Origin of the sequence: Bacillus sp. BB51/4 (genome assembly GCF_008368845.1) — a bacterium.
In the GTDB taxonomy this organism is placed as follows: Bacteria; Bacillota; Bacilli; order Bacillales; family Bacillaceae_G; genus Bacillus_A; species Bacillus_A wiedmannii.
This window is the reverse complement of record NZ_QOSC01000014.1, coordinates 149220-169461: the sequence shown is the minus strand read 5'-3', so window position 1 is coordinate 169461 and position 20242 is coordinate 149220. Positions and strand designations below refer to the sequence as shown.

Here is a 20242-nt window from a genome sequence, read left to right as displayed (position 1 = left end):
CGACTATATCACATAAATTTCTTTTTCAATCTCTACTAACTGCTTTTGCAATTGTTCTTTACTTTGTTCATATAGTGATACATCAATTGTTTCAGCCAATGCAAATAATACACTTTCATAATAATTCATCACATCTTGCTGCATCACTTTTTGGAATAATTTCCATTTCGAATCCCACTCTTGCTTATAATGATGAACAAATAAATCTTTTTCATCAGCTACATAGTTTGATACGAAAGGCTCTAATACAACTTTAGCCTCTTCTTGCATGAAAGCTTTATCATTTTTTTCAAAAAAGCTTTTTTCATTTTTAAAATGCGCCAGTGCTTTTTTGAAATCTTTTATTTCAACTGAAGGGAACGGTTCTTTATGTGCAATATCTTTATATTCATAATCCACTGTTCCACTCATAGAAATTGATTCATTTTCTACTTTACAGTTCACCACAATTTCATTCTTTGCACGCTTCATCGCTTCATCTATCCATTTCTCAAGGCGTAATGATGTCGCACGCATTTCTTGTAGTAAATCATGCTGAATAAATGCCACTAATTCCATAACGCACTGTTGCAACTGCACTTTCACATTCCCATCCGTTCGCAGCGATGCTGGATTAATAAATTCAGTAAACACATCGTTATAGCGTAGGAATAGACGCTGTTGCACGTAATAAAGCAATTCTTTCACTTCATTTTGCATCGCCTGCTCTTCAGCAAGCACACTATATGATGAAATAATATGAAGTAGCTGATCACGCTCTGCTTCATATTTTTTCGTTTGCTTCTCTTTCTCTTCATTCCCCTGCTTTGCACCGTTTATCATATTTACTAAAAGCTGATCTGCTCCTTGCAATGTACCATATAAAGCATGAACAGATACGAGCATTAAATCTCTCATCATAAAGGATGTAAATGATCCCTCGAACTTAGCAATCCCAGAGTTTTGTAAAATACCGTACTTCTCTTTTTCAATATTCTTTCCTTGCTTCTCTTCAAGTGCACATAAACTTGAAATTGCAAATAAACGCGGATTTCTAATACCGTATTGCAGTAGCTGGTCTGCGATATAACCTTTTACCATTTCAAGTTCTTCTTCAGACTCTGCTAAATCGGCCGCATTAATTAAGAAGAACATTTTATCAAGTGCAAAAGTATCCTTTACACGACCAAGCTGGATTAAGAATTCACGGTCAGCACGAGAGAACACATGATTATAATACGTTACAAATAAAATAGCATCTGCGTTTTTAATATACTGGAACGCAACGTCCGTATGGCGGGCGTTAATAGAATCCGCTCCAGGTGTGTCTACAAGCGCTACTCCTTGCCTTGTTAAAGCACAATCATAATAAAGCTCCATGTACTCAACAAAACATGATTTTTCTTCATTCGCTACATAATCAGAAAACTCTTCTAATGTAACTTGTACTTGCTCCCCTAAATGAGCAGAAACCGTATCATACCCTTTTTGTACCGCTCTTAAAAAGCTAAATGTTGTTTTTTGCTTCCCAGTTGGTGAAGGATATTTCATAACTTTATCAATTTGTGCTAACGCTTCATCTAACGTAGTAATCTCATAATGAAACAACTTATAAACAGCTTTCATATCTTCTAATAGAGCTTGCTTTGATTTGAATTGGACCATTACTGTTCCGTGTGGTTTTTCCTCTGTAACCGGCAAAATTTGATTAATCGTTGCCGTCGTCGGATTTGGTGATACAGGAAGTACATTCCCACCAAGCAATGCATTGGCAAATGATGATTTCCCAGCACTAAAAGCTCCGAATAACGCTACTGTAAATTGTTTCGTTTCCACACGACGCCTTTTTTCTATTACCTCTTGCTGTACATGTTTCAGCGCTGGCAATGGCTCTAATATCGTTTCAGCTTTCTTCACTTTCTCTAATATACGCTGAATATTTAAAGCTGCTGTTCCTTTTATCTCTTCCTCACAAGCCATTACGCTATCGTTTACGCTTTCCTGCTCTTGTAGTGTGAATTTCTCACTAACAATTTGTGTTTTACTTTGCAATATCTCCTCTATTTGCAATCCTTCTGGTGTAGCAACACGCTCGTGCCAAACATTTTGCAAATAACTTTCATATGTCTCTAAATTGTTACTGTATTGCAATTGCGTTTCTTTTGCCGTTTGCAACATCATATATTTTTCAATCTCTTCTTCAATGCGTGCAACTGCTTCCTTCACCTTTTGCTTTAAAACGACTGCACTTTTATCAAAAATTTGCTGCGCTTTTGTAAAATAACGTTTCTTCAGTTCATTCGCTACATCCGCTGTATAAAGAAGTAAGTAATCACCTGTGAAACCTGCACCTTGTTTAATGACTTCAGCTAACATTTCTGATCCGAAAGCAATTTCTAAAGCATATATGTCTTTCCCAATTTCCTCTGTGAACAATCCTTCTTCTTTTAAGAAGGCAACAATAAATTCTTTCACATGAAAATCAAGTTGCGTTTCAACAGTCTTTTGCAAAGCAGAATAAAAAGCATCTAAACGTCTCTGTTTTTCTTGCTCCGTCTTTCCTTTCGCAAACAGCAAACCGACCTTAAATTTAGTTAATTTCGTTTCTAAATACGCATTTGCCAATTCTCTCATTTCAAATGGCATTAAATACGCGTTATCTAATATAGCTTGTAAGCCTTTTATAAATTCGTTTCTCACATGAGATTCTTTACTAGCCTCGCGCTGTTTAGTTTCCGTTAGCTCTTCTTTCTTTTCCACTATCTCTGAAATAGAAAGCGGCGATGCTAGCTCTTCCTCATATTTCAAAAGAGCTTTTTCATTTTCCGAAAGAATAAACGAAAAATGTTCCCCCATTAAATATTCTGTTTCTCGCTCCATTCCATCTCTTACATACTGCACTTTTTCTTTCATAATAGAAGTAATTAATGTTTCTAAGCTCCCAATTTCATTATGTGTATGGTTCATCATTCGTAATGAAGTATAATACACTCCATCTACTTCAATATCCCAGTTAGAGAACGATTGTTTTACACTATCTTTATAATCCTCAAACGATAATTCATTTTCTTTATGTTTATCTATTTGATTTACAACTAGATAAACCGTTTTATTACGTTGTTTCAATTCTTTAACAAATTGCAAATTCACTTCCGATTGGACGTGATTATAATCCATCATATAAAAAATTACGTCTGCTAGATGCAGCGTTGATTCTGTCGCTAATTGATGGGCATCATCTGTTGAATCAATCCCTGGTGTATCAACTAACATAACACCCTCAGGAATTGGCGCATCATTCCGATAAATATGAACACCAATTACCTCATCACCGTCTTTACAAATTTGTTTTAATTCTTCAGCTGAATATGCACCGTCATATTCGTACTGTTCACCGGATTTAACTGTTACAACAACACGATCCATTCCTTTTTCAATTTTGACAACGTTAGCGCTTGTCGGAATTGGACTTGTTGGTAACAACTGCGCTTTATATAGATGATTCATCATCGTTGATTTCCCTGCAGAGAAGTGACCGCAGAACGCTATCATAAGCTGCTCTTGTTTATATTTTTGAATCACCTCAAACAACTTTACACTATTCTCTGCATCGCCGTGTTTTTGCCACTCTTCATAAAAACAAACAAGTTTTTTCATACCGTTTGTCTGTACTATGTTTGTCATCCCCTTGTTCCCCTTTATCCAAGATGTATATACTTTTTCTCGCCATTTGCGAGCTCATAATCATCAGGAAATACATCCCCTCATCGATTACAGTTTCACTTTACTATCATACTAAATTTTCAGCATATTCTCATTAAAAATAAAAAATCCCTTTCATTCTTTTTACAAATGAAAGGGATTTTATGTCATATCACTCATTTTGCTGTTCCTACTCCATTTAAAACATACTTTGCAATAACTGCATATACAGCGACTGTACCTGCTACTAATGCATATACCATACTCATGCACCAACCTTTTTTTGATAATGATTATCACTTTTAAATACATTTTATCATTAAAGAGAATCATTATCAATACTTTTCATAAAGAAAGCCCCTTATAGAAAGGAGCTTTACTGCCTGTTTTGAAGAAGGTTAAAACTTGTTGTGCACTCTTATTATATCTCATAATACATATCTTAACAGTTTTAAAAATTGGAAATTACCTATATACCCTCCTCTTTACATTTTGTATAATAAAAGGGAATTACTTAACAAGGAGGAAAATAATGACACAAAATATTTCACAAGGCGAGAGGATACATTCCATCGATATTATTAGAGGGATAGCTGTACTAGGTATTTTTCTTGTTAACTGGCCTATTATCGCTGGGATTGACTCACGTGATCTTTCAGGAGTTTATGAGGGGCTAGATAGCTATATCCGTCTATTTTACGATATGTTTATTCAAACAAAATTTTATACAATCTTTTCGTTTTTATTCGGCCTAGGCTTTTACATTTTTATGACTCGTGCTGAAGCGAAAGCAGATCGCCCAAAAACTTTATTTGTTCGTCGCTTACTTATTTTATTATTATTTGGTTTCTTACATTACGTTCTTTTATGGGACGGGGACATTTTACATAGTTATGCAATCGCTGGATTTTTCTTATTTTTATTTTACAAGAGAGAACCTCGTACCATTTTAATATGGGCAATCGTTTTATTAAGTATTTTTCAGTTTTTCATGCTAATCGGTGGTATCGCTATTGCATTCGTTCCAAAGGAAGAATTAGGATTTTCCTTACCAATCATGCCACTTGAAGACTGGGTGTCACAAATACAAACTCGTTTCCATGCATTTTATGCTGATGGAATTGGACTAAACGCATTCATGTTCCCAGAAACAGTTGGACTATTTTTACTTGGTTTATACGCCGGCAAAAAGGATATCTTCCGCCGCGCGAAAGAGTTAGATCCGAAGCTTAAAAAATGGCAAATTATTATGTTCATTTTAACATTACCAATGTGGTTCTTCATGGTCCGTTATTTCTTATCAAAACCATCTTATGAACCAATCTACATGCAGGTCTTTACAATGTTTAGCGGAAAAACGTTATTCATATTCTACATTTTCACGCTCATGCGTTTATTACAAAAAGAAAGATGGCAAACATTATTACGCCCCTTCCAATACGTTGGGCGAATGGCATTAACAAACTACATTTCACATACAATTGTTACATTACTTGTATTCGGACTATTGTTCAAAAATGATTATCTTGCTCCATTATGGGTAGGTCCTCTCTTTTGCATTAGTTTCTATACGTTACAAATCTTTATTAGCCGCTGGTGGCTGTCACGTTATCAATACGGGCCACTTGAATATATATGGCGCCTTGGTACGTACGGGAAAATGATGCCACTTAAAAAGAAAAGCAAGGTCTCATAACGAGACCTTGCTTTTTTATGCTTCTCTTACTGCACTTTGCATCGACACTGGCTCTTCTTTTACTTTCACTTTACGCTGCGGCACCATATTAAATACGATATTTAAAAGTACTGCTGACGCACTTCCAAGTACAATTCCGTTATCTGTTAAAATACGAATGTTTTCAGGAAGTTGTGAGAATAATGTCGGAACAACTGTAACCCCAAGCCCAATTCCAACAGAACATGCAACGATTAATAAGTTTTCTTGTTTACCAAAATCAACACTACTTAACATTTTAATACCATATGCCATTACCATACCAAACATCGCTAACATTGCACCGCCAAGTACTGATTTCGGGATAATAGTTGTAATAGCTGCGATTTTTGGAATGAACCCAAGAACGATTAACATACCACCACAAGTATAAATAATAACGCGATTTCTTACTCCAGTTAATTGAACAAGTCCTACGTTTTGAGAGTATGTTGTATATGGGAACGCATTGAAAATACCACCTAACACCATCGCTAATCCTTCTGCTCGATAGCCCTTTGTTAATTCTTTTTCACCGATCTTTTTATTGCAAATATCAGATAATGCGAAATATACACCTGTTGCTTCTACAATCCCTACACAAGCAACTAAAATCATCGTAATAATTGGCGTTAATTCAAATGTTGGTGTACCGAAGTAAAATGGCTGAATACCGTGGAACCAATCCGCTTCTCCAACCGCTTGCAAACTTACTTTCCCCATAAATGCTGCGACAATTGTACCGAACAATAGACCAAGTAAAATAGAGATTGAACGAATAAATCCGTCAAAGAAACGATACATAATGATGATAAATAGTAATACACCAAATGCTAACGCTAAATTTTCAAGACTACCAAAATCCTTACTTCCTACTCCACCAGCCATATCATTAATTGCTGCTGGAACAAGTGTAACTCCAATTACGGTAACGACAGATCCTGTTACAACAGGTGGAAACAGTTTTACAAGCTTTCCAAATAATTTCGCAAAAATAACAACGAATAACCCGGCAGCAATAATTGCTCCATAAATAGAAGACACGCCGTATTGTTTCCCGATTGCAATCATTGGGCCAACCGCTGTAAATGTACAACCAAGTACGACTGGAAGTCCAATACCGAAAAAGCGATTTGATAATGCTTGTAAAATCGTCGCAACGCCGCACATTAATAAATCAATCGAGACTAAATATGTTAACTCTTTTTGATTTAAACCAAGTCCGCCGCCCACAATAAGCGGAACGATAATTGCGCCAGCATACATCGCAAGCATATGCTGCATACCAAGCGATGCGATTTTAAATGGATGTTGCTTCATCGTTTATTTCACCTCCGCAGTTTCTTGCTGTACAAATGTAACAGTGCCGTTATCAAGTGATGCAATTTCTGCTAGTGACTCAACACGAACTCCTTGTTCACGAAGCTTCTTTCCTCCATCTTGAAATGCTTTTTCGATAACAATACCAATTCCTGCAATACTTGCTCCTGCTTGCTCTACTAAACTCATTAAACCTAAAGCAGCCTGACCATTTGCTAAAAAGTCATCGATAATTAAAACACGATCATTTTCATCGATATGATTTCGAGATAATGAAATTTCATTCGTTTCTTGTTTCGTAAATGAATATACGTTTGCAACGTACATATTATCTTGTAACGTTAACGATTTACGTTTTCTTGCAAAGATTACTTTTACACCAAGCTCTAATGCAGCCATAACTGCTGGTGCAATGCCTGAAGATTCAATCGTCACGATTTTTGTAATGTTCTCTTCTTTAAAACGTTTAGCAAATTCTTTTCCGATCTCTTGCATAAGTACTGGGTCAATTTGATGATTTAAAAATGCATCTACCTTTAATACGTCACCAGATAAAACCTTTCCTTCGTTCAAAATCTTTTCTTGTAATACTTTCATGTTTGTTCCCCCTCTTATGCAATAAAAAACTCCAAAAGCCGCCACCACTCGTTACAAGTGAGAGACGCGCTTTTGGAGTTTCGCAAAAAAGAATGCTAAACAAGCAAATATATTCGTCCTCACTCATAGTCAAAGTATTTACGGTACTTCGGTAGAAACTTGCAGGCCATATCCCCGCGATTATATGAGTGTAGCTAACTATTTATTTTATAGATGGATTATAACGCACTTTTTATACTTTGAAAAGCATTTCTTAATAAAACACGTACAAATTTTATAAAAACACCTTTTTCGTTCGAGTTTTGTAAACTCTTACATATTATTTCAAAGTGTCGTTAAAATGATTGGCCCATCTTTTGTAATAGCAATTGTATGCTCATATTGCGCTGATAATTTCCCGTCCATCGTTCTTGCAGCCCATCCATTTAAATCTACTTTCGAATATCGCATACCTACATTGACAATAGGCTCAATTGTAATTACCATTCCTTCTTGTAGTTCAGGCCCTTGTCCTTGTTTCCCAAAATGAAAAATTGCTGGTTCTTCATGAATCTCTTTACCTATTCCATGTCCCGTAAAGTCTCTTGCGACAGAAAAACCTTCATTTGCTACATAACTTTCAATCGCATAGCCAATATCTCCTACATGATTACCGATCATCGCCTGATCAATTCCTTTATACAATGCATTCTCAGCTACTACCAATAACATTTCTGCTTCTTCAGAAACATTTCCAACTCTATACGTCCAAGCAGAATCTGAAAGACCACCATTTAAGTTTACTACCATATCAATTGTTACAATATCACCCTCATTTAAAGGAACATCCGCCGGAAACCCATGACACATTTCATCATTTACAGATGCGCATATCGCATATGGATACCCGTTGTAACCTTTCTGCTGAGATGTTGCACCATGCTTTTCTAAATATGCTTCAACAAACGTATCAATTTCTTTTGTCGTAATACCTGGTTTCATCATTTTGGCAATTTCCCTATGACATGAAGCAAGTAATTTCCCAGATTCATGCATCAAATCTATTTCATTTTTCGTTTTAATTGTAATCATTCTACCTCTCCTTGCTAAACCTGCTATTTGCTACTAAAGTTCAATCATACACATCCTCTGTCAAAATTTCAAAACTCCCAATTACAACAAGTATAAAAATATGTATCCTATACTTCTAAATCAAAATAAAAAAACAGAAGATCCCCTCTGTTTCTTAATCATTTTTACATATATAATTCATTTTCAAAAATTCAAAACAACTACCGTTCGTCTTCTGGATAAACGTTCCAACTGCTTCGAATCCTGCTCTTTTATACACTTTAATTGCTCGCTCATTAAATGTTGCTACTGATAACGTTATATAATTGCATCCGTATTTTTCTTTACTAAAAGCTAGTCCAGCGTTTACGAACTGTAAACCACATCCATTTCCAATTATATCAGGTCTCATTCCAAGACCTATATCAACCGTTCCATCATTTATTTTACAAACAGTAAAAAAACCAATGAGAGTGCCGTTTTCCTTCACAGAAAATGTATGATCTCCTCTACTCTCATCATGTAAAAACTCAGCTAAATCTTCTTCATCTGCCTCTATATCATAAAAAGAATATTCCCCTTCATAATGCCAGTTATATGCAATTTCTTCCGCTTCTTCTTGCGTCATTACTGTATATGTATAAATCATTCTTCTATCCCCTTTAAAAAAAGAGCTGCAATTAAGCAGCTCTTTTTTATAACCCATAGATTTCTTTATACTTCGCTTCTAAATAATCTGCTAAGTAGTTTGCATTTAATCCTTCACCTGTCACATCTTCTAAAATTTCAAGTGGCTTTTTCGTTTTACCGTATTGGTGAATATTTTCTGTTAACCATTCACGAATTGGTGTTACATTTCCTTCTTCTAATAATGCATCAAAGTTCGGAATTTCTTTTAACATTCTTTGCTTAAATTGCGCTGCATACATATAACCAAGCGCATAAGATGGGAAGTATCCAAATGAACCACCAGCCCAGTGAACATCTTGCAATACACCTTGCGCATCGCTTTCCGGACGAATTCCTAAATATGCTTCCATCTTATCATTCCAAGCCGCTGGCAAATCCTTCACTTGTAATGTACCATCAAATAATTCTTTCTCAAGTTCATAACGAACCATGACGTGAAGCGGATATGTAAGCTCATCTGCTTCTATACGAATGAACGATGGCTTCGATTCGTTAATCGCATCATAAAATTCATCTATTGATATATCATTGAATTGACCATCGCTATACTCTTTTAATAAATCATAATTTTTCTTCCAGAATGATTTATTACGACCGATAAAGTTCTCAAAGAATAATGATTGTGACTCATGAATACCCATAGAAGTTCCACTACATAGCGGTGTACCTTCGAATTTCTCTGCAATATTTTGTTCATATACAGCATGGCCACATTCATGAATTGTTCCAAACACTGCCATACGGAAATCTTTTTCATCATAGCGTGTTGTAATACGAACGTCCCCTCTATTTAATGTAATCTCAAATGGATGTACCGTTTCATCAAGACGACCTGCTTCAAAGTCATAATTCAATTGCTTTAATAACTCTAATGTAAAGTTCTTTTGTTTTTCTTTTGAAAAATGTTCTGATAAAGCACTTGTCTTTAATCTCTTTTGTGACTCCGATATTTCTTTTACGAGCGGAACGATACGCTCACGAAGTTGACCAAATACGTGATCTAACACTTCTACTGTAATACCTGGCTCATACATATCTAATAATGTATTATATTTATATGTTTCGTAACCCCAATATGTAATGAATTTCTTTTTAAATTCAACTATTTGTTCTAAATACGGACGGAACATTTCGAAATCAGATTTTTCCCGAGCTTCTTCCCACACACTTTCCGCTTTCGCTTCTAATTTCACATACGCCTCGTATTCCGCTTGTGGAATTTTCTTATTTCTATCATATTCTTTACGACACTCTTCAACCATTTTCTTCGTCGTTTCAGAAAGTTTATCTTCACTTATTAAAGCTTCAAGCTCTGTTAAATAATTTCCCATCTCATCTGAAGTTGACATGACAAACACTTCTGATGAAAGCATACCAATTACTTCTGAACGCTGGTCTACACCTTTTTTAGGCGCACCTGTTCTTAAGTCCCAAAACATTAAGCTTAATGCTTCCCCGTAATTCTGTATCTTCTTCACATATGTTAAAAATTGTTTTTCTACTTCATATGTAGCTACTGTCATCGTATAAAACCTCCCTTTTCTACCTCAAACTTAATTCGACATGGAAATCTAAATTCCTTTTATAATAGAAAAAAAGCTTGGCAAGCGCCAAGCTTTCTCCTTATAATTCTTTACCTTCTACTGGTAGTACGTTTTTCACCGCTTCTATCACTTTCTCATCTTCTGTATCAGATAAGAAGATTGATATAGCACCTTTATCGTCGCTCGTACGAATTAAACGTCCAATCCCTTGACGAAGACGTAAAATCATATACGGTACATCTACATCCCAGAATGGATCATTTACATGTTTACGCTTCGCTTCAAACACAGGATCGTTTGGAGGGAATGGTAATGACCAAATAATAACATGCGATAATGACGAACCAGGAATATCTAAACCTTCCCATAAATGAACAGCACAAAGTACAGTCTCTTCTTCATTTTGGAAACGAGAAACGAGCTGACTAATTTCTTGATCCCCTTCATATAGGAACGGAACGGACATTTGTTCTTTACTTACATATTCTTTAAACGCTGCAAGTTCTTGTGTTGTACGGAATAATACAAGTGTACGTCCATTTGTTTTCTGTATATTTTCAAGTGTATATTGACACTTTCTTTCCCATTCGTTCTCTTTCGTATGCGATAGTAAGTTTACTGCCATTTGCTCCTCATAATCAAACGGTGAGGCAACTGAGAATGATAAGTAATCTTTTACCCCTAGGCTATTTGCTGTAAATGCGAATGAATCGTTGTTAGATAATGTAGCAGAAGAGAAAATATACGGGATTTTCTTCGAGAATACTTTCTCTTGTAATACTTCTTCAACTGCACGTGGCATAATCACTAACGTGAAGGCTCCATCACCTTCTTCACCCCATGTAATTACATTTTTCTCGTGCATGAACAGACGCAGTGAATGTTCTAATACATCTAAATGTTCATCAACGATATTTAAATCATACGTGTTTACTGTATGCATTTCACTTTCAAATACTAATGCATCACCGACTTCACCAATTTTTGCATAAAGTCTATTCGCTTCAGCTGTTACTTTTTCTGTCACAGTAATTTCTAAACGATCAGAACCGGCGATTTCCTTTTTATTTTCTTGTAACACATCAAAGAATCGCTCTGTTTGCCAAATTGTTTCTTCTACTAAATGTGCAAACTCTTCACGAATATCATTTTGCAACAATCTTGTTAAAAGTTGCTCCATCATCGTTTGCTTTAAACGATATGTTAAAGCTTTTTGAGCTGCATATTCTACAAGATGTCCTTCATCGAATACAACGCAGCTACTTTCAGGTAATAACGGAATTTGCCCTTCACGCTTACGAGCATCGTACGTCCAAATATGATCCATGTAGAAATCTTGAGAACAAATAATTAAATCTGCCGCTTTACGATAATGTTCACGAGAAAGAGTTTGACCACAACGATGACGAGAATCACAAGTGAAGCAATCTTGGAAGTAATCCCAATTTACTTTTGACCATTCCTCATCATTTAAAAGTGGAAATTCTTTTCTGTCGCCGTAGTGAGTAAAGTTTTGCATCGTACCATGATCGAATACAAACTGTGGTAATTCGTAGTATACATCTTCAATTACTTCTGGAGCTCGTCCACTCATAACATCTTCAAGTTTACGTAAACATAAATAATTATCCATTGATTTCGCAAGTCTAACATCAACAGATAGTCCTAATGCTTCAGATAACTTAGCAATGTCTCCTTCTTCTTTCACAAGCTGCTCAATTAACGTTTCATCAGCACAAGCGATAATAGCTGGTTTTCCAGTATAACGCGCATAACAAATTGCATATAGAAGATATACAATTGTTTTCCCTGTTCCTACACCCGCTTCTGCGAACATTACTTTCTTTTCTTGGAAAGCACGCTCTAATTGAAACGCCATAAAAATTTGTTCATCACGCTCTTCAAAGCCTTTTTCCGGAAGGATATCGTAAAACACATCTCCAATCCATTCATTCAACTTATCATAAAAATTATCTTGTTTTCCTACTTCAAATGGTAATCTCTTCTCAGTAAACATCCTTAGCCTCCAACCAAAAAGTTTTTCTATAAAAAGATATAGCAACTGCTACTCATATGTGTGCAGCCACTTTCCCCTGTTGCCATACATAGAAATACACGAAAAAAAATTTTCCTTTCGAAAAAGGAAAATTTTTTTCTATATTAATGACTTTAAATACCGTTTATCAATCGTTGTTTCGTGTGAAAGAGCTGACAAATATTCTTCTTGTGCTTTTTGTATTTCCTCTACAATCGCACCTTGGCTATCCACTTCTTTCCCGATCTCATCATACGTACGATGAATAGCTTTTTGAATCATAGATAATTGGAAACTATCCATATCACGTCCTCCTTTACGCATTACATAATAGCCAGTATATGCGCGCTGGAGGAGTTTTATACTATGAATTACGCGGTGGACGTTTTCCGAAGTATTGGTAGTAATCTGTACGGATAAATCCATTAAACAGTTTACGTTTCTTCGATGCATCTTTTCCATAACACTTTTCAAATGCTTCGTAGCTTGTTAATACATACGCTGACCATGTATCTAATGGGCGGAATACTTGTCCCATTTCTTTGTACAATTGTTCAACGAGTGCTTTTTCACTTAAACGTTCTCCGTATGGAGGATTCGTTACAACATAGCCATAATCCTCTTTTGTCGTGAAATCTTTTACTTGCATTTGTTTAAATGTAATTAAATCACTTAAGCCCACTTCTTCTGCATTATCTTGAGCAACTCGGATCATACGATGATCAATATCTGATCCAATGATTTGTAGTGGTTGATTATAATTCGCTAAATCTTCAGCTTCTTGACGAGCTTCACGCCAGTTTTGTTTACCAACCCAGCCCCACTCATCTGATGCGAAGCCACGGTTAAATCCTGGTGCAATATTTTGTCCAATTAATGCTGCTTCAATCGGAATTGTACCTGATCCACAGAAAGGATCTACGAAAGGACGATCCGGCTTCCAGTTTGTTAACTTAATTAAAGACGCAGCCAATGTTTCTTTTAATGGGGCTTCCCCTTGATCCATACGGTATCCACGTTTATGAAGTCCAACACCACTTGCATCAATTGTTAATGTTGCAATATCCTTGAGCATTGCGATCTCGATACGGAATAACGGACCATCTTCTTCAAACCAAGTTGTACGTTTATATGTTGTTTTTAATTTTTCAACGACAGCTTTTTTAACGATACGTTGGCAATCTGAAACACTGAACAACTCAGATTTTAACGATTTACCAATTACAGGGAATTCTCCATTCTCTGGAATATAATCTCCCCAGTTTAATGCTTTCGTTTTTTCAAACAGCTCATCAAATGTTGTCGCTTTGAATTCGCCAACTTTAATTTTCACACGGTCCGCAGTACGTAACCATAAGTTCGTGCGACAAATCGCCTTTTCATCTGCTTCAAATGTTACTTTGCTATTTTCCACTTGGCATTCATAACCAAGATCACGAACTTCTCGGGCAACTAACGCTTCAATACCCATTGCCGCTGTTGCAATTAAAGTAACTTTTCCCATTTGCATTCACCTCTTATGTATAGTTAAACAATAATTAATAGCAATTTGTCCTATTAATCATTACATTTTACGAAGAATTTTCTCATTAACCATTTTAACTCATAATTTATAACTTCATACAAATAAAAAGCCCTCCTCTAACAAAGGAGAGCTGAGTTATTTCATAGTTGGTTCATAACGTTCTGTAAGCCATGTTCTGTTCCTTTGTACTGCAAACGGCCCACGCCTCGTACTCCGGTGGCAATCATCTATCTACAGGTTATACAACCTGTCCTTTCCCATCGTTCATTTCCTTGGAAAAGATTCCCCTACCATTATTTGGGTTTCTCGCTCGTGGGGTTTACCTCGTTCCACTCCTATCATTTCTTCAAGGACTTCGTCACTGTGGCACTTTAAAGGTAGTCAAACCATATCCGAAAGGACTTAGGTTTTTTCCCTGCCGTTAAACCAGCCTTACAGCCAGAATACCCTAGCTTATGAATTGGCTAGGCACGAACACTACAGCCATCTCAGGCCGTGCGAGCATGGACTTTCCTCTACAACGTTGGCGTTGCAGCGATTACCCAAACGTTATGACATCCATTAGTATAGTGGAAACAAAAAGATTTTGCAATGTTTTTTTCTATGTAAAATGCTTTAACCTTTTTACCACTAGAAATTATTCGTATAACTTACTTCCAAATACAGCTTTTTCTAAATTAGATAGACGTTTTAAAATGTCCGTATTCGTGTTGTTATATACAGGTTGTGCAACTGGTGTTTGTACAACTGGTTGTTGTGGTACTTGCGTTGCTACTAATTTTTGTTCCTCTAATTCACGCTTTAAACGAGCATTTTGTTGCTTTAATTGATCAAACTCCTTGTGGAAAGCTTCATAGTCTTTAATGATCATATCAAGAAACTTGTCTACTTCTTCTTGTTGATAGCCTCTCATGCCTGTTTTAAATTCTTTTTCTAAAATATCTTTCGCCGTTAATTTAATTTTATCCGAAATCATTTTCTTCACCTCAAATTTTTGCCAAAACTTTCATTACCTAAATTTTTTCAGAAACAATGCCTTTTGTCAATCATATATACGAGTACTATATTACATATTACTCAGCATTATTCCACTGTTCCTCTTCTATTATATCTTGTAAATCAGAAAAAAGAATAAAATAACTGTGATAATTTTCTATTTCTCCTTTTTTCTTTGCTGCTTCTACAATATATTTGGGACTCCCTGGTTTTTCTTCATCATATACAGCTAAAAGTGCATCACTTTTTTCAATAAAAAATTGATTTTTTAATTTAAATTGTTCCGGGCTTTCGTACTTCCGTTTCGTAATACTATCAATATGGTCTGCTTGAGAGAGAATACATTCGTAATATTCACGGTTATCTTCCTTCCAGCTTTCTTCTTGTTCTAAAAACGGAGTAAATACCGCTAATTTTAGATCTGGATATTCTACTTGAATTTCAAAAACAACTTCAGCAGCCCATAATTCGACTCCTAACTGCCCACTTATTATCACCCATTCCAAACCTTCTTCTACAAAAGTAGTTAATTTTCGATGCAATGCTTTTTTTATACATTCCACCCCTGGATGATCATTTTTAAATATACCAAGTTCAAATGGCTTATATCCCGTTACAGCAATAACTTTCATATCAACACTCCAATTACAAAAAAAGAACTAGCATTTCGCTAGTTCTAACATATCATTTACTTTTTAAATATTCCACCAACGTTTGGTCCAATATTCGGACCTACTGGCGATACATTGTTTGGTAAAAATGGTGATACGTTTGGTCCGAATGGTGATACATTTGGTCCTGGTGCAAATGGTGATACGTGATGTCCATGATGTCCATGACCACATGGTCCACATCCGCCGCCGAACCCTGGGTCAATCGGGTCTACAACATTTACATTCGAGTTTGTTTGTGGGAAGAAGTTTTGGTTTTTAATTTGTTGATGATGAACATGTGTTGTATGCGTTGGGAAAATGTGTGGCACCACCGTTGTTGAAAAAGAATGTGTTACACACTGTTTCGTCGGATGAATGACAGGAGCAGTTGTACAGATAGGTCCTACAGGCTTATGCCCTCCAAAACAAGGATGACAATGATGCATAGTTTTTTCTCTCCTCTCTCGTTAAAAAAATCTGACTACACTTTACAATATGAGAAAAGAGAGAAAGCCGTTTGTTATATATACCCATTTATTACAAGGAAATTTGTCTAGCCTTCTGCTTTATACGTAATGCTTTTTATAGACAACCCCCAAGATTACTTACCAAAAAAACCTCCAACTTGCTTTACAATACCTGTCACTTGGTTCATCGCATTCATCATTTGTCCAGCTGTATTCATCATTTTATTTACATCATAGTTACCATCTGAGTTTTTAAATTGGGAAACAAAACTAGAAAATTGACTCGGTTGCTGTTGTTGTTTTTGTTTATTCTGCGTCGGGTACGGTTGTTTTGGTGGATAAAACATCGCTTGTTGATTTCCATAGGGAGATGGTGGTGGCATATAGTATTGTGAATTCATATAAGGTTGCTGTTGTTGATCCATATAAGGTTGCTGCTGTTGATTCGTATAGGGTTGCTGCTGTTGATCCATATAGGGCTGCTGTTGTTGTGGTTGATTCATAAACGACACTTCAAATGGCTGGTAATAATTTTGATTTCCATAATTAGGCTCGAAAGGATACATATTATACCGTAAATATGTATCCGTATTATATTGGTACATATTTTGCTGTGCATATGGATTAGATTGCTGATATACGTTAGATTGTTGAAACATGCATTCTCTCCTCCTTCACATAAGTTTCTACATATATAATATGTACTTGTAAAATAATTTGTGTGGCGGAGTCTCTGTCTATTTTTGTCGGAAGTTTAAATTTTTAAAAAATTAAAAAAGAAAACCCTTCCATGCTATGATAGTGAAGAAGAAGATTCTCATGGGGGAGGAATCAACATGGTATTAGGGGATTTAAAACAAGCGTTTTCTCAAAAAAAGGGGTATTACACAGAGAATGTAAATGAATTGTTAGACTTTGCGAGACATTGGTATCTCGAAGGAAAAATATGCATTTCAGATTACCGAACATTAATAAAAGAATTAGAAATAAACGGTGCAACAAAGCCTACAACAATGACAGAAGCATAAAAAAACAAGAGGGTTTCCCCTCTTGTTACTTACATTGCTCAATTATATTTTGCAAAGTATACGAAATGGCTTGATGTGTTTCAAAGAATCGCTTACCTTTACCTTTATTTACAAAACATTGCAAAACATTTGTCTGTAAATTATCGTACACTTGATCAATTTGCTGTACATGTATATACTTCGGTTTTTCTTCCTTAATCCATTTATAAGCTAATTCTTTCCACACTTTTAATTCCTCATCTACCATATCTACAAATGGTTTCATATCCTTATAAAAATCGTACTCAATCATTTCTCTTTTTTTCACATTCGCTTCATTATTATACTGCATGAGTTTTTCTGAAGATTGTATTAATGCTTCATACTTCATTTTATTCCCACCTTATTATGCACTCACTACGACGTTTTGAAATGCCTTCACCCAATTCCCTTTTTCTTCGTGATGCACTAATTTATTTTCCATATGCTCAATATGCATTTCTGTTATTTCTATTTTATTGCATATTTTTTCACTCGTATCCTTCAATGCATGATTCATTCTAATCCCTATATTCATTTCCAGCAAATCGAGAGAACTTAACATTTGATCCATTGTTTTCATTACATCTTCCTTCTGAACCATCGCCATATACAAAACGCCCCCTTCTTTGCTTTTCCTTTGTCATGTAATTTCGCCGAATGACTCCTCACTCCTGCTCACATGACAAAACTAGTTGTTATTCGTCAAAGAAATCATTTTGTATGTCATTTATAGAAATGGTAACAATACAAAAAGGAGGTGTATGAAAATGGCAAAGAACAAAAACGAAAAAAAGAAAAAACAAAACAAACAAAATAAACCCGAGACTGGCAACCCTAAGTTAGATGGTCCAAACTTCCCTGCTACATAAAGTGAAACTTTAATCCGCAGGTTTTTTGTTCATCCCCACTGATTATTAGCCTTCTCAATCGGGCTTTTACGGGCAGTTGATCCACACCTAAATTCTTTGCTTTCACTGAATTTTGAGACGTGGGTCTTACTGCCCGGCAAGTAGCGGGATAAAGTGAGACTTTAGCGCTTTTACAAAAAGCTAATTTCTGAAGCATCCTTAATCTCTTATATTCATTACGTTTTGAGATTAAATTCTTAGCATACACGGCAGGATTACTTCACATTAAGAAGTCCCGTCTTCATTTATGAAGACGGGACTTCTTTTTTATTATATCACGAACTCATCCATCCTTTTAACAAAACGATTTACGATAGAAGCAACATAGATTTGCTCCCTCTTTCTTTTATACCATTCTGTTATATCAACTTCACCCTTATACTCTTCCAGTAGAAACAACTCATTTATTTCCTTATCTCTACAAAACCAATCTCTCATACTTATTTCCTTATGTGCAACGACAGGATAAACCTCTCTAAGGGCTGGCGTACAAGATTTTCTAGCTTCTCTTACATAATATTCATAATCTGCTCTTGATCCTGTGTGTATAGTTTGCAATGCAAACCTATGGAATAAACTTTTATAATTCGGATGAAACAGTAACTCCGCTAATTTCTGCCCTAGTTCTATACGCTTTTGTAACGTTTCAAATTGATAAACTGAAAAACCATACATCCTCCCTTCAACAGTCGGAAAAATAACAGCACTAATATGAAGCATTTCTTGCAATTTAAAAAGTGCAGTATGGAATACATGTTTTTTAAAATATGCATTCTCAATAACTGGTCTTTGAATTTTATTTTGCTCATTTATAATAAGCGCTGTCATGAGCCTATTTATATCTTTTTTTTCCCAAAAATAAATCCATTCTTTTTCCATGAAAATTGATACGTTAAAATATTGTAACAAATAGAATAGTGGTACCTGCCTCCTCTTACTTTCTTCGTATAACAATAGCTGAGGAAATGCATCTAAAAAAATAATCCAATTCGCTTCTTCATAAGTCAGAAACAAATGTTTTTTTACTGTTTGAGGTAAAACAGTAGCATAATACCTCCCTTTTAAATCAGTCATATTCCATCCCGCATTTCTCGAGACCATACTTGCTAAAAAGGCCCACCTAATTTCACTGTTCCTTACATAATATTCTTGATAAGACTGTGTTCGAGAAATGTTGTCCATATTAGCCATTTCTATTTTCCTCTTAATGTTATAAACGATTGTTTTTTCTTCGTCTGTACAAACCATATTTTTACGATATTGTTTAATTTTCTCATAATCATTCCATGTAAACATAAATAAGTCATCATACCTTTCTTCAAAAAGGTCACATCTTTTTTCATTTTTTGATATAATCACCTTTGTAAGTAATTCTTAACAAGTTGGGAGTGGACACACTATGACCATTCGTTACCCAAATGGAAAAAGGTACAATCAAGCTTCACTACCTCCTAAAACACCAATAAAAAAACATACTTATAGTAATAGAGGTATGTCCCTTGAAGAGGAATTGAATGAAACAAATGAATATTACTTAACCCATAATATTGCATGTGTACATAAAAAACCTACACCTCTTCAAATTGTAAAAGTAGATTACCCCGCTCGAAGTGCTGCAGTGGTAAAAGAAGCGTATTTTAAACAACCTTCTACAACGGATTACAACGGTGTATACAAAGGGAAATACATCGATTTTGAAGCGAAGGAAACAAAAAACAAAACTAGTTTCCCACTTCAAAACTTCCACCTTCATCAAATTGAACATATGAAGCAAGTAATTGCTCATAATGGAGTTGCATTTGTTATTATTAAATTTACACTTTTTGATGAATTTTATTTACTCGATGCGAAACATATTATTGCATTTTGGAATCGTCAAAATACTGGTGGACGGAAATCGATTACGAAAGAAGAAATAGAAGAGCATGGATCTTTATTATCATGCGGTTATCACCCTCGGATTGATTATATCCGTGTACTAGACACGGTTTATTTTTCGTGATAGAGTCATCA

The 20242-nt window shown here is 35.5% G+C and carries 20 protein-coding genes, 1 other RNA gene and 1 riboswitch; of the genes, 4 read left to right on the top strand and 17 right to left on the bottom strand.

What is annotated here, in order from left to right; genetic code table 11:
• Positions 1 to 3 precede the first annotated feature (3 nt).
• A complete protein-coding gene (locus DN392_RS20670) occupies positions 4 to 3663 on the bottom strand; it encodes a dynamin family protein (protein WP_048566796.1) in 3660 nt (1219 codons plus the stop codon).
• A gap of 550 nt (positions 3664 to 4213) precedes the next feature.
• On the opposite strand from DN392_RS20670, the gene DN392_RS20665 reads away from it, so the two are divergent.
• Positions 4214 to 5377 carry a DUF418 domain-containing protein gene (locus DN392_RS20665; RefSeq protein WP_000193078.1) on the top strand — a complete coding sequence of 388 codons (1164 nt, stop codon included), beginning with the start codon at positions 4214 to 4216 and terminating at the stop codon, positions 5375 to 5377.
• A gap of 15 nt (positions 5378 to 5392) precedes the next feature.
• Here DN392_RS20665 and pbuX read toward each other — a convergent pair whose 3' ends face one another.
• From pbuX to DN392_RS20595, 13 genes are all read right to left on the bottom strand, one after another.
• Positions 5393 to 6715 (bottom strand): xanthine permease PbuX, encoded by a 1323-nt coding sequence (pbuX, locus tag DN392_RS20660; protein ID WP_000809222.1) that lies wholly within the window; start codon positions 6713 to 6715, stop codon positions 5393 to 5395.
• Between the two features lie 3 nt (positions 6716 to 6718).
• Positions 6719 to 7312, bottom strand: a complete 594-nt coding sequence (locus tag DN392_RS20655) for a xanthine phosphoribosyltransferase (protein ID WP_000866483.1) — start codon at positions 7310 to 7312, stop codon at positions 6719 to 6721.
• Between the two features lie 106 nt (positions 7313 to 7418).
• Positions 7419 to 7520: riboswitch (purine riboswitch) on the bottom strand.
• A gap of 116 nt (positions 7521 to 7636) precedes the next feature.
• Entirely contained in the window at positions 7637 to 8383 is a 747-nt protein-coding gene (locus DN392_RS20645) for a type I methionyl aminopeptidase (RefSeq protein ID WP_000628437.1), read from the bottom strand.
• A gap of 154 nt (positions 8384 to 8537) precedes the next feature.
• Complete coding sequence (locus DN392_RS20640; protein ID WP_048561322.1) at positions 8538 to 9011, bottom strand: GNAT family N-acetyltransferase; 474 nt, start codon at positions 9009 to 9011, stop codon at positions 8538 to 8540.
• 46 nt (positions 9012 to 9057) lie between these two features.
• On the bottom strand, positions 9058 to 10575 hold the full coding sequence (gene ypwA / locus DN392_RS20635; protein WP_048566794.1) for a carboxypeptidase: 1518 nt from the start codon (positions 10573 to 10575) through the stop codon (positions 9058 to 9060).
• A 100-nt stretch (positions 10576 to 10675) separates the two neighbouring features.
• Positions 10676 to 12613: an ATP-dependent DNA helicase gene (locus DN392_RS20630; RefSeq protein WP_000493718.1), complete on the bottom strand. Its 1938-nt coding sequence runs from the start codon at positions 12611 to 12613 to the stop codon at positions 10676 to 10678.
• Positions 12614 to 12751: 138 nt separating this feature from the next.
• Positions 12752 to 12934: a DUF3921 family protein gene (locus DN392_RS20625; RefSeq protein WP_000376889.1), complete on the bottom strand. Its 183-nt coding sequence runs from the start codon at positions 12932 to 12934 to the stop codon at positions 12752 to 12754.
• A 61-nt stretch (positions 12935 to 12995) separates the two neighbouring features.
• Positions 12996 to 14135 carry a THUMP domain-containing class I SAM-dependent RNA methyltransferase gene (locus tag DN392_RS20620; protein ID WP_000521230.1) on the bottom strand — a complete coding sequence of 380 codons (1140 nt, stop codon included), beginning with the start codon at positions 14133 to 14135 and terminating at the stop codon, positions 12996 to 12998.
• Between the two features lie 180 nt (positions 14136 to 14315).
• Positions 14316 to 14706: RNase P RNA component class B (gene rnpB / locus DN392_RS20615), an RNA gene on the bottom strand.
• Between the two features lie 87 nt (positions 14707 to 14793).
• Positions 14794 to 15132 (bottom strand): cell division regulator GpsB, encoded by a 339-nt coding sequence (gene gpsB / locus DN392_RS20610; protein ID WP_000622425.1) that lies wholly within the window; start codon positions 15130 to 15132, stop codon positions 14794 to 14796.
• 97 nt (positions 15133 to 15229) lie between these two features.
• On the bottom strand, positions 15230 to 15784 hold the full coding sequence (locus tag DN392_RS20605; RefSeq protein ID WP_000862919.1) for an SLOG family protein: 555 nt from the start codon (positions 15782 to 15784) through the stop codon (positions 15230 to 15232).
• 56 nt (positions 15785 to 15840) lie between these two features.
• Complete coding sequence (locus DN392_RS20600; RefSeq protein ID WP_088321466.1) at positions 15841 to 16251, bottom strand: CotD family spore coat protein; 411 nt, start codon at positions 16249 to 16251, stop codon at positions 15841 to 15843.
• 155 nt (positions 16252 to 16406) lie between these two features.
• Positions 16407 to 16931 carry a YppG family protein gene (locus DN392_RS20595; protein WP_061672435.1) on the bottom strand — a complete coding sequence of 175 codons (525 nt, stop codon included), beginning with the start codon at positions 16929 to 16931 and terminating at the stop codon, positions 16407 to 16409.
• A 177-nt stretch (positions 16932 to 17108) separates the two neighbouring features.
• On the opposite strand from DN392_RS20595, the gene DN392_RS20590 reads away from it, so the two are divergent.
• Entirely contained in the window at positions 17109 to 17300 is a 192-nt protein-coding gene (locus tag DN392_RS20590) for a YppF family protein (RefSeq protein WP_000242661.1), read from the top strand.
• Positions 17301 to 17325: 25 nt separating this feature from the next.
• Here the strand turns inward: DN392_RS20590 and DN392_RS20585 are convergent, their stop codons facing one another.
• Together DN392_RS20585 and DN392_RS20580 are read right to left on the bottom strand one after the other, a co-directional pair.
• Positions 17326 to 17670: a YppE family protein gene (locus DN392_RS20585; protein ID WP_000872967.1), complete on the bottom strand. Its 345-nt coding sequence runs from the start codon at positions 17668 to 17670 to the stop codon at positions 17326 to 17328.
• A 15-nt stretch (positions 17671 to 17685) separates the two neighbouring features.
• Entirely contained in the window at positions 17686 to 17928 is a 243-nt protein-coding gene (locus tag DN392_RS20580) for a hypothetical protein (RefSeq protein WP_001252042.1), read from the bottom strand.
• Positions 17929 to 18013: 85 nt separating this feature from the next.
• Between DN392_RS20580 and DN392_RS30480 the strand changes: the two genes are divergently transcribed.
• Complete coding sequence (locus DN392_RS30480; protein ID WP_001982922.1) at positions 18014 to 18190, top strand: hypothetical protein; 177 nt, start codon at positions 18014 to 18016, stop codon at positions 18188 to 18190.
• A gap of 309 nt (positions 18191 to 18499) precedes the next feature.
• Here DN392_RS30480 and DN392_RS20575 read toward each other — a convergent pair whose 3' ends face one another.
• The gene (locus DN392_RS20575; protein ID WP_071743578.1) at positions 18500 to 19525 is read right to left on the bottom strand and encodes a DUF2515 domain-containing protein; all 1026 of its coding nucleotides are present in this window, start codon (positions 19523 to 19525) and stop codon (positions 18500 to 18502) included.
• A gap of 103 nt (positions 19526 to 19628) precedes the next feature.
• Between DN392_RS20575 and recU the strand changes: the two genes are divergently transcribed.
• On the top strand, positions 19629 to 20231 hold the full coding sequence (recU, locus tag DN392_RS20570; protein ID WP_088321467.1) for a Holliday junction resolvase RecU: 603 nt from the start codon (positions 19629 to 19631) through the stop codon (positions 20229 to 20231).
• Positions 20232 to 20242 lie beyond the last annotated feature (11 nt).

Excerpts from the sequence above, each read along its gene's own strand:
- DN392_RS20670 (WP_048566796.1), bottom strand. The coding sequence starts at position 3,663 with ATGACAAACATAGTACAGACAAACGGTATGAAAAAACTTGTTTGTTTT.
- DN392_RS20665 (WP_000193078.1), top strand. The coding sequence starts at position 4,214 with ATGACACAAAATATTTCACAAGGCGAGAGGATACATTCCATCGATATT.
- pbuX (WP_000809222.1), bottom strand. The coding sequence starts at position 6,715 with ATGAAGCAACATCCATTTAAAATCGCATCGCTTGGTATGCAGCATATG.
- DN392_RS20655 (WP_000866483.1), bottom strand. The coding sequence starts at position 7,312 with ATGAAAGTATTACAAGAAAAGATTTTGAACGAAGGAAAGGTTTTATCT.
- DN392_RS20645 (WP_000628437.1), bottom strand. The coding sequence starts at position 8,383 with ATGATTACAATTAAAACGAAAAATGAAATAGATTTGATGCATGAATCT.
- DN392_RS20640 (WP_048561322.1), bottom strand. The coding sequence starts at position 9,011 with ATGATTTATACATATACAGTAATGACGCAAGAAGAAGCGGAAGAAATT.
- ypwA (WP_048566794.1), bottom strand. The coding sequence starts at position 10,575 with ATGACAGTAGCTACATATGAAGTAGAAAAACAATTTTTAACATATGTG.
- DN392_RS20630 (WP_000493718.1), bottom strand. The coding sequence starts at position 12,613 with ATGTTTACTGAGAAGAGATTACCATTTGAAGTAGGAAAACAAGATAAT.
- DN392_RS20625 (WP_000376889.1), bottom strand. The coding sequence starts at position 12,934 with ATGGATAGTTTCCAATTATCTATGATTCAAAAAGCTATTCATCGTACG.
- DN392_RS20620 (WP_000521230.1), bottom strand. The coding sequence starts at position 14,135 with ATGGGAAAAGTTACTTTAATTGCAACAGCGGCAATGGGTATTGAAGCG.
- gpsB (WP_000622425.1), bottom strand. The coding sequence starts at position 15,132 with ATGATTTCGGATAAAATTAAATTAACGGCGAAAGATATTTTAGAAAAA.
- DN392_RS20605 (WP_000862919.1), bottom strand. The coding sequence starts at position 15,784 with ATGAAAGTTATTGCTGTAACGGGATATAAGCCATTTGAACTTGGTATA.
- DN392_RS20600 (WP_088321466.1), bottom strand. The coding sequence starts at position 16,251 with ATGCATCATTGTCATCCTTGTTTTGGAGGGCATAAGCCTGTAGGACCT.
- DN392_RS20595 (WP_061672435.1), bottom strand. The coding sequence starts at position 16,931 with ATGTTTCAACAATCTAACGTATATCAGCAATCTAATCCATATGCACAG.
- DN392_RS20590 (WP_000242661.1), top strand. The coding sequence starts at position 17,109 with ATGGTATTAGGGGATTTAAAACAAGCGTTTTCTCAAAAAAAGGGGTAT.
- DN392_RS20585 (WP_000872967.1), bottom strand. The coding sequence starts at position 17,670 with ATGAAGTATGAAGCATTAATACAATCTTCAGAAAAACTCATGCAGTAT.
- DN392_RS20580 (WP_001252042.1), bottom strand. The coding sequence starts at position 17,928 with ATGGCGATGGTTCAGAAGGAAGATGTAATGAAAACAATGGATCAAATG.
- DN392_RS20575 (WP_071743578.1), bottom strand. The coding sequence starts at position 19,525 with ATGTTTACATGGAATGATTATGAGAAAATTAAACAATATCGTAAAAAT.
- recU (WP_088321467.1), top strand. The coding sequence starts at position 19,629 with ATGACCATTCGTTACCCAAATGGAAAAAGGTACAATCAAGCTTCACTA.